This is a genomic window from Nocardia sp. NPDC058518 (assembly GCF_042719655.1).
Classification (GTDB): Bacteria; Actinomycetota; Actinomycetes; order Mycobacteriales; family Mycobacteriaceae; genus Nocardia.
The window spans coordinates 112,916-119,022 of the sequence record NZ_JBHXNJ010000017.1; the positions used below are offsets into that span (position 1 = coordinate 112,916).

Below are 6,107 nucleotides of genomic sequence, written 5' to 3' on the forward strand. Positions count from 1 at the left end.
TATGCGTCGCAGGGGTGCGCTGTGTCAGGCGGGAGCGATGCCGAGCATGGACAGCAGCATGCGGCACTCGTCGGCGTCTTCGGCGTGTGCCGCGACGACCTTCTGTGCCTGGCGGGCGGTTTCGTCGGCAAGCGGCTCGAGCTCGTCGTCGGCGATGTCGTTGGCGGTGCTCTTCGCGGCCATAATGGGTTCGTCCTCCCGGTTTCCCTGCGCTCTACCTGCGAGTGACCAATACTATCGGGCGCCGGCACACGGCCGATGAAGTAGCGACGCGCAACACCCCGCCCCGGTGCCGTGTCGTGGCGGTCCCGTTACCGTGTTGGTAGTACACGATCAACCCCCGCAGAGAGGTTTGTTTCATGCCACTGGCCACGGTGAACGGCATCGCACTGAATTATCAGGTCAAGGGCGACCGTACCAAGGGCACCGACGTCAAGGGCGGTGGTCCGCTGGTGGTTTTGATCATGGGGACCGGCTCGCCGGGCCGGGTGTGGGAGCTGCACCAGGTTCCCGCGCTGGTCGCGGCGGGTTATCGGGTCTGCGTGTTCGACAATCGTGGGATCGCGCCATCTTTCGAAGCCGCGGGCGGAATGCGGATCGAGGAGCTGGTCGCCGACACCGCCGCGCTGATCGAGTTCCTCGGCGAGGGTCCCGCGCTGATCGCGGGGACGTCGATGGGCGCGCGGGTGGCGCAGGAGCTGGCGCTTGCCCGGCCCGATCTGGTTCGCAAGGCCGTGTTCATGGCCGGTCACGGCAGGCTGGATCAGTTCCAGAAGACGCTGTCGGCCGGTGAGCAGGACCTCGATGCCTCGGCGGTGCGGCTGCCCGCGAAGTTCGAGGCGGCGTTGAGCGCGGTGATGAATCTGTCACCGGCGACGATGGCCGACACCAACGCGGCGCGTGACTGGCTCGACCTGTTCGAGTTCACCGTGGGGACCCCCTCGCCCGGTATCCGGGCGCAGCGGGCCATGGACCACGAGTTCGATCGGGTCGCCGCCTATCGTTCGATTACGGTGCCCTGCTTGGCAATTGGGTTCGCCGATGATCGGATGATTCCGCCGTACCTGTCGCGTGAGGTGGCCGAGGCCATTCCCGGCGCTCGCTACCAGGAGGTCCCGGATACGGGTCACTACGGCTACCTGGAGCGTCCGGAGGCGGTCAACAAGATCCTGCTCGACTTCTTCGCTGCCTGAAAGCCCTGACCGGGGCAGCATCGGGTAACTCCCTACCAGTAACGTATGCCTTGCTAGGGTCGACACAACGCTCGTGGCTTCGCGGCCGCGCAGTGATCCTGTACACAGCGCCAGTATCCAGTGAGGTGAAATGAGCACCAACCCCTTCGACGACGAGGACGGCCGCTTCTTCGTTCTGGTCAACGATGAAGAGCAGCACTCCCTGTGGCCCGCGTTCGCGGAGGTCCCGGCGGGCTGGCGTGTCGTGTTCGGCGAAGAAAGCCGGGCAGCGTGCGTCGAGTACGTCGAGAAGAACTGGACCGACATGCGGCCCAAGAGCCTGCGTGACGCGATGGCCGCCGACGACGCAGCCCGCGCCCAGTCCTGATCTCCCTTCGCTACCGCGTGACACCCGATCCGGTGTCACGCGGTTGGCGTGCGCGGCTATGATGATCGCGCACAACCCGCCTCCTTAGCTCAGTGGTAGAGCACCGCTCTTGTAAAGCGAAGGTCGTCAGTTCAATCCTGACAGGGGGCTCCACGCTCGCGGATGGCGCGCTCGAAGAAGGGGCAGCGTGGCGGCCGCGGTTTCTTGCCGTGACCCCAAGACTTTTGGGGCGACCTCGCGTCCATGCGCTGCGGTATCTTCCATGCGATCGCCGCACCCTGGTCGGCGCGCAGAGGAAGCACACACCACATGTTCAACAAGTCCTTTGCGGTCGCCGCGCTCTCGGTGAGCGCCGCTGCCGTCCTCGCGGCACCGCCCGCCACCGCCGACCCGGTCAGCTGGGGCGCCGCTTCCCTCAGCGTGTGGGGCAACGTCTACGCGTTTTCGGTCAACCACCCGACGGAAGCCGACGCCATTCGAGCCGCCGACCGAGCGTGCAAGGGTCAAGGCATCATCGACTGCCGGATGGTGGTGACGTTCGCGAACGGCTGCGGTGCAGTCGTGACGAGTCCGCTCGCGATCGTCGCAGGGTTCCCGATCGTGGGCTTCGGTAAAGGGGCGAACCCAGGGGAGGCATACGCAGACGCCACCCGCAACCTCCCCACCGGCACCGGAAGCGCCGGCGCGTTCAATGGCGACCACGCCTGCACCCGGCCTTGATCTGGGCTTTAAGAGGACCTGACCTGCGAAAGTAGGTCAGGTCCTTTTTTGTGGGTCGGGGACGTTGAATTCCTGGCTCTGTAACAAGGGCAGTAGTTCCAGGGCCGGTGCGGATGGCAGCGGATGGTCGGGGTCGGTGGCGAAGGCGCGCAGCAGCTGTGCGGCCAGTCGGGCCGAGGCGCGCTCCGGGTGCCGGAGGCGGGTGATGACGCCGGCGTTGGCGATGAACGCCAGGGTGATGTCGTCGGGGGTGAGGTCGGGGCGCACCTTGCCGGCGCGGCGGCATTTGTGGACCAGTTCCGCCATTTTCCGTTCGGTGTCGGTGAGCTTCTCGGAGTCGACAGCGTGCGGGTGCCGAGCGAGGAATGCTTGCGTGAAACCGCGGTCCGCGGCTTGGAGTGCGCAGACGGTGCCGATCAGCCGCCGCAGTCCGTGCCAGGGATCGGGGTCTGCCAGCGCATCGTCCAACGCGGTGGTGCACTCGCCGAATTGATGGGCGAATGTCTCGGCCACCAGCGTCTCCCTGGTCGGGAACCTGCGGTAGAGGGTGGCGGCGCCGACTCCTGCGCGCCGGGCGATCGTCGTGAGCGGGGCATCGATGCCCCGCACGGCGAAGGTCTCTCGGGCCGCCCGCAGGATCTGGTCGCGGTTGCGCTGGGCATCCGCGCGGAGGCGGGGATCCCGCGATTGAGAGTGTTCGGGGCCCATGTCTCTCACTTTACCGCTAAGTGGAAGGGGTCATCCACTTATCTGGTTGAAGTAACCATGCCTGAGATGATGCGCGCCGCCCTGTTCGACACCTACGGACCGCCGGAGGTGCTGTATGAAGGATCGGCCCCGGTACCGACGATCAAGCCCGGCGAAATCCTGATCCGAGTCGCCGCTGTGACGGTCAATGGCGGTGAGCTCATCCTGCGGTCGGGCACCCTGCCGTCGTGGTTCATGCGTGGACCGTTTCCCCGGCAGATCGGGCTCGACTTCGTCGGGGAGGTCGCCGAACTCGGCAGTTCGGTGACGGAATTCGCGGTCGGGGACCGAGTATGGGGTCTGCTCGATGAAAAGCCGGACGACAGTGGCCAGACGCTGCGCAGTCTCGCGGAGTTCGTCGCGGTGCGACCCGATCAGATCTCGCGGGCGCCGCGGACTTTGAGCCCGGCCGAGGCATCCACCCTGCCGGTCGGTGGCCTCACCGCACTGATCGCACTGCGCCGCGAAGCGGGATTACGGCCAGGGGAGCGGGTACTGGTGCGCGGTGCCAGCGGCGGAGTGGGATCCGCGGTCGTCCAGATCGCCAAGGCGCTCGGCGCGGGCCGCGTCAGCGGACTCGCCGGAGCGGCCAACCTCGACTTCGTGGCCGGGCTCGGCGCCGACGACACGTTCGATTATCGCAGTACCAGGCCCGAGGACCTCGGCTCCTTCGACGTGGTTGTCGACACGGTCGGGACGCAGCTGCACGACTACCGCAAGCTGCTGGCACCGGGCGGCAGGATGGTGGCCGTCCGCTTCGACACCGACCACATCGTGCGGAGCCTGGGTGGGATCGCCGCGTCGGCGGTGCACGGCGGCCGCCGGATTCGCTTCTTCCGCGGACACCCCGACCGCGAACTACTCGCCGAACTCGCCCGAATGGCCGACGCGGGCGCCTTGCGGCCGGTGGTCGACGAGATCTACGACTTGCGAGCCGTCGCGAAGGCCCATCGCCGATTGGAATCCGGCGGCACCCGCGGCAAGATCGTCATCACCGTGAACTGAGGTGTTGTCCATGAGATGTTCACGGCCCCAGGCTTCCAGCGGAAGCAGCGCGTTGTTGAGCAATACGCCCAGTGGTGTCAGCGAGTACTCGACGCGTGGGACGACTTCGTCGAACACCTCGCGGTGCACTATTCCGTCGGCCTCCAACTCCCGCAGTTGCGTGGTGAGGACCTTCTCGGACACTCCCTGGACCTGGCGGCGCAATTCACCGAAGCGGTGGGGGCGTTCGCTCAGCGGCCACAGGATCATCATCTTCCACTTGCCGTTCAGGACCGACAGGGTGGCGTCGAGTCCGCATGTGTACGCGCCCGGCCTGCGTGTGATCGGCACGAATGCCCCTTTCACCTGCTGTTCTCTTACCCGGAAGTACGTACCCACTTCGCTGTGCGTACTTGTTCGGCCCGGGTGGCTCGCCAAGAGTATTGCTCATGTCCGATCACTCGAAGAAGTCACTGACCGTCCTCGGCCTCGGCGATATGGGCGCGGCCCTGGTCCGCTCCTGGCTCGCCGACGGGTACGCCGTCACGGTCTGGAATCGCAGTGCCCGACCGGCTCCAGAGGGGGCGACCGTCGCCGCGACCGCGGCTGACGCCATCGCCGCGAACTCGCTGATCGTCGTTTGTCTTCTCGACGACGCGTCGGTGCGCGCGAGCTTGGACGGCATCGATCTGACCGGGCGCGACATCGTCAACCTGACCACCAGCACCCCCGCCGAGGCCCGCGAACTGTCCGACTGGATTGCCCTGCGCGGCGGGCGTTTTCTGGACGGCGGGATCATGGCTGTGCCATCGATGATCGGTGTCGTCGAGTCCGGCGCGTACGTCTTCTACAGCGGTTCGGCACACCTGCACGAGGTCAACGCGGAAGCCCTGGCCGTGCCAGCCGGGGTCAAGTATGTGGGCACCGATGCCGGTTTCGCGGCCTTGTATGACATCGCCCTGCTCAGCGCGATGTGGGGCATGTTCGCCGGCGCCGCGCACGGCTTCGCCTTGATCCGCGCGGAGGACATCTCACCGGTCGATTTCGCGCCCTTCATGGTCGGCTACCAGCAGGCGATGGCCGGCTACGCGTACGGCACCGCCGCCCAGCTTGCCAGTGGCGACTACGCCGAGGGTGTCGAATCGAATCTGGCGATGATGGTCACGACGAACGGCACGTTGCTGCGCACCGCCGCCGAACAAGGCGTCAGTCCGGAGCTGCTCACGCCCTTCATGGCACTGATGGAGCGGCGGGTCGTCGAGGGTGGCGGGCACGAGTCCAACACGGGTGTCATTGACCTGTTGCGTCGTTGAATTGCGGTGCCGCGGGTACCCCCCGGAACCGGTGGCTCGACCGAGCCGGTAACGAAAGTTATTCTGGCGAAGATCATTTCAGTGAGGGGGCCTTACACCTCCGAGATCGTCCCGAGCACCCAATGTCGTTCTCCGGGAGAGTCTTTCGCTCGGGAGTCCTGTCCAGTTCGCACATGATCGGTGGTAGGAAGACTTGAACATCTCACGTATGCGTATCGGTTCGATCGGCGCGGTCGCAGTGGCCAGTCTGGCGGGCGCTGTCGTCGGCGTCGCCCCTATGGCTGCGGCGAAGCCCGCACCGGAGGCCGCCAAGTCGCTGTGCTCGATGACTTACCTGACCCCCGACAACCCCGAAGTCAACGGTTCCAGCGAGGTCAAGGTCGACCGCAACTCCAACGGTTCGCTCGAGCTGACCCTGATCACCGACGCCAACTCCAAGGGCGGTTACGACCAGTCGTTCACCGCGACCTGGGCGAACATCGACACCGGCCGCAGCGGCAGCGGCGATGCGAAGACCTGGGTAGCGGGCCACCGCACGCTGCTGTCGATTCCCGAAGTGTGGACCGAGCCCGGCCGGATCGCCTTTGTCTTCGGCACGTCCAACCAGACGGGCCAGAGCGTTACCTCGGGTCAGTGCATGGCGGAGTACGCCGCGTAGTTCTCACGCGGGACGGGGGGGGGGGGGGGGGCCCGGGGGGGGGGGGGGGGGGGGGGGGGCCGCCCCTAGCCCCCCCGCGGGGGGGGCGGCGGGAGGGCAAAAAAAAAAGAGAGACAGATAGTCAG

At 66.4% G+C, this 6,107-nt stretch carries 8 protein-coding genes, 1 tRNA gene and 1 pseudogene; 7 read left to right on the plus strand and 3 right to left on the minus strand.

Annotated elements, in window-relative coordinates; translation table 11 throughout:
• Positions 1-24 precede the first annotated feature (24 nt).
• A complete protein-coding gene (locus ACFWPX_RS26275; RefSeq protein WP_165610244.1) occupies positions 25-183 on the minus strand; it encodes a hypothetical protein in 159 nt (52 codons plus the stop codon).
• Positions 184-359: 176 nt separating this feature from the next.
• Here ACFWPX_RS26275 and ACFWPX_RS26280 point away from each other — a divergent pair, with 176 nt between their 5' ends.
• The 4 genes from ACFWPX_RS26280 (at position 360) to ACFWPX_RS26295 (ending at position 2,280) form a co-directional block, all read left to right on the plus strand.
• Entirely contained in the window at positions 360-1,193 is an 834-nt protein-coding gene (locus tag ACFWPX_RS26280; RefSeq protein ID WP_378929903.1) for an alpha/beta fold hydrolase, read from the plus strand.
• Positions 1,194-1,323: 130 nt separating this feature from the next.
• Entirely contained in the window at positions 1,324-1,560 is a 237-nt protein-coding gene (locus ACFWPX_RS26285; RefSeq protein WP_022565839.1) for an MbtH family protein, read from the plus strand.
• 78 nt (positions 1,561-1,638) lie between these two features.
• Positions 1,639-1,713 (plus strand) — tRNA-Thr (locus ACFWPX_RS26290).
• Between the two features lie 156 nt (positions 1,714-1,869).
• A complete protein-coding gene (locus ACFWPX_RS26295) occupies positions 1,870-2,280 on the plus strand; it encodes a DUF4189 domain-containing protein (protein ID WP_378929905.1) in 411 nt (136 codons plus the stop codon).
• A gap of 36 nt (positions 2,281-2,316) precedes the next feature.
• Here the strand turns inward: ACFWPX_RS26295 and ACFWPX_RS26300 are convergent, their stop codons facing one another.
• The gene (locus tag ACFWPX_RS26300) at positions 2,317-2,988 is read right to left on the minus strand and encodes a TetR/AcrR family transcriptional regulator (protein ID WP_378929907.1); all 672 of its coding nucleotides are present in this window, start codon (positions 2,986-2,988) and stop codon (positions 2,317-2,319) included.
• Positions 2,989-3,054: 66 nt separating this feature from the next.
• On the opposite strand from ACFWPX_RS26300, the gene ACFWPX_RS26305 reads away from it, so the two are divergent.
• Positions 3,055-4,032 (plus strand): NAD(P)-dependent alcohol dehydrogenase, encoded by a 978-nt coding sequence (locus tag ACFWPX_RS26305; RefSeq protein WP_378929909.1) that lies wholly within the window; start codon positions 3,055-3,057, stop codon positions 4,030-4,032.
• A gap of 18 nt (positions 4,033-4,050) precedes the next feature.
• On the opposite strand, the pseudogene ACFWPX_RS26310 reads toward ACFWPX_RS26305, so the two are convergent.
• Positions 4,051-4,410, minus strand: a pseudogene (locus tag ACFWPX_RS26310) (winged helix-turn-helix transcriptional regulator); the annotation flags it as partial.
• 50 nt (positions 4,411-4,460) lie between these two features.
• Between ACFWPX_RS26310 and ACFWPX_RS26315 the strand changes: the two are divergent.
• The gene (locus tag ACFWPX_RS26315) at positions 4,461-5,324 is read left to right on the plus strand and encodes an NAD(P)-dependent oxidoreductase (RefSeq protein WP_378929911.1); all 864 of its coding nucleotides are present in this window, start codon (positions 4,461-4,463) and stop codon (positions 5,322-5,324) included.
• A 208-nt stretch (positions 5,325-5,532) separates the two neighbouring features.
• Positions 5,533-5,982: a hypothetical protein gene (locus ACFWPX_RS26320; protein ID WP_378929913.1), complete on the plus strand. Its 450-nt coding sequence runs from the start codon at positions 5,533-5,535 to the stop codon at positions 5,980-5,982.
• Positions 5,983-6,107 lie beyond the last annotated feature (125 nt).

What these genes read in the sequence shown, in the direction of transcription:
- ACFWPX_RS26285 (WP_022565839.1), top strand. Translation starts at nt 1,324, where the DNA reads ATGAGCACCAACCCCTTCGACGACGAGGACGGCCGCTTCTTCGTTCTG.
- ACFWPX_RS26320 (WP_378929913.1), top strand. Translation starts at nt 5,533, where the DNA reads ATGCGTATCGGTTCGATCGGCGCGGTCGCAGTGGCCAGTCTGGCGGGC.
- ACFWPX_RS26280 (WP_378929903.1), top strand. Translation starts at nt 360, where the DNA reads ATGCCACTGGCCACGGTGAACGGCATCGCACTGAATTATCAGGTCAAG.
- ACFWPX_RS26295 (WP_378929905.1), top strand. Translation starts at nt 1,870, where the DNA reads ATGTTCAACAAGTCCTTTGCGGTCGCCGCGCTCTCGGTGAGCGCCGCT.
- ACFWPX_RS26305 (WP_378929909.1), top strand. Translation starts at nt 3,055, where the DNA reads ATGATGCGCGCCGCCCTGTTCGACACCTACGGACCGCCGGAGGTGCTG.
- ACFWPX_RS26275 (WP_165610244.1), bottom strand. Translation starts at nt 183, where the DNA reads ATGGCCGCGAAGAGCACCGCCAACGACATCGCCGACGACGAGCTCGAG.
- ACFWPX_RS26300 (WP_378929907.1), bottom strand. Translation starts at nt 2,988, where the DNA reads ATGGGCCCCGAACACTCTCAATCGCGGGATCCCCGCCTCCGCGCGGAT.
- ACFWPX_RS26315 (WP_378929911.1), top strand. Translation starts at nt 4,461, where the DNA reads ATGTCCGATCACTCGAAGAAGTCACTGACCGTCCTCGGCCTCGGCGAT.